1 protein-coding gene is annotated in these 1,335 nt (G+C 42.1%); it reads left to right on the top strand.

Annotation, left to right across the window (positions count from 1 at the left end; all coding sequences use genetic code 11):
* Window positions 1-166: 166 nt before the first annotated feature.
* A partial coding sequence (gene ltrA, locus H0185_RS10110) for a group II intron reverse transcriptase/maturase (RefSeq protein ID WP_221873390.1) occupies window positions 167-1,335 on the top strand: 1,169 nt, incomplete at its 3' end.

Raw genomic sequence — 1,335 nt, 5'->3', positions numbered from 1 at the left:
ACTGAATCAATTAAGAAGAATCAGCACTTCTTATACGTGTTGCTTGATGAAGCAGAAACATTATCCTTCCTAATGGAGGAAGTGGTGAATCCACGGGGGACATTAGAAGGGCTGAAAGCAACCCCACACAAGAAGAACGACTGATTCACGTAGGAGTTTGAAATCTATGATGGAACAAATCTTATCATATCAGAACGTTACAAGTGCACTCGAGAGAGTGGAACAAAATAAAGGAAGCCATGGGGTAGATGGGATGAGCGTACAAACCCTACGGTCTCATCTCATGGAACACTGGAGTACTTTAAGAACCGAACTGATAAAGGGTACCTACCTTCCCAAACCCGTCCGTCGTGTTGAAATCCCGAAACCGAACGGAGGAGTAAGGAAGCTAGGAATCCCGACAGTGACAGATCGTTTCATCCAACAGGCTATTGCGCAAGTACTCAATAAGGAGTTTGATCCCACGTTCTCTAGACAAAGTTACGGTTTTAGACCCAATAAGCGTGGTCATGATGCAGTCCGACAAGCAAAACGCTATATCAAAGAAGGGTATAGATGGGTTGTGGACATCGACTTAGAGAAATTCTTCGATAAAGTGAATCATGACCGACTTATGAGAATATTAAGCCACCGTATAAAAGACCCAAAAGTGCTCCAATTAATACGAAGATACCTACAGTCAGGTGTAATGGAAAAAGGACTTGTCAGTCCTAACACGGAAGGCACTCCTCAAGGTGGCCCACTAAGCCCTCTCTTGTCAAACATCGTTCTAGATGAACTTGATAAAGAACTCGAGAAAAGAGGATTGCGGTTCGTTCGTTATGCAGATGATTGTAATATCTATGTTCGTTCAAGAAGAGCAGGAGAGAGAATCATGGAAAGCATCACAACTTTCATTGAGAGAAAACTCAAACTAAAAGTAAACCATGAGAAAAGTGCAGTAGACCGACCATGGAAACGTAAGTTTCTAGGTTTCACTTTCACCTTTCATCGAAAGGAACCAAAGGTCCGAATCGCTAAACAGAGTATTCAACGTTTTAAACAGAGAATAAGAGAAATCACTTCGAGAAAATGGTCTATCAGCATGAAAGATAGGATAGAAAAGCTAAACCGCTACTTGGTGGGCTGGCTAGGATATTACCAATTAGCTGATACCCCCTCGGTTCTATCTAAATTAGACGGATGGATTCGGAGAAGACTTCGGATGATTCGATGGAAAGAATGGAAGAAAGTTAAAACCAAACATAGAAACTTAAAGAAGTTAGGTGTTAAGCCTAATAAGGCATGGGAATGGGCAAATACTAGGCTGGGTTATTGGCGTATCGCCAAAAGCCC

The sequence above is a fragment of the Mesobacillus maritimus genome (assembly GCF_019749255.1).
Taxonomy (GTDB): Bacteria; Bacillota; Bacilli; order Bacillales; family Cytobacillaceae; genus Mesobacillus_B; species Mesobacillus_B maritimus_A.
This window is presented reverse-complemented; position numbering and strand designations above follow the sequence as displayed.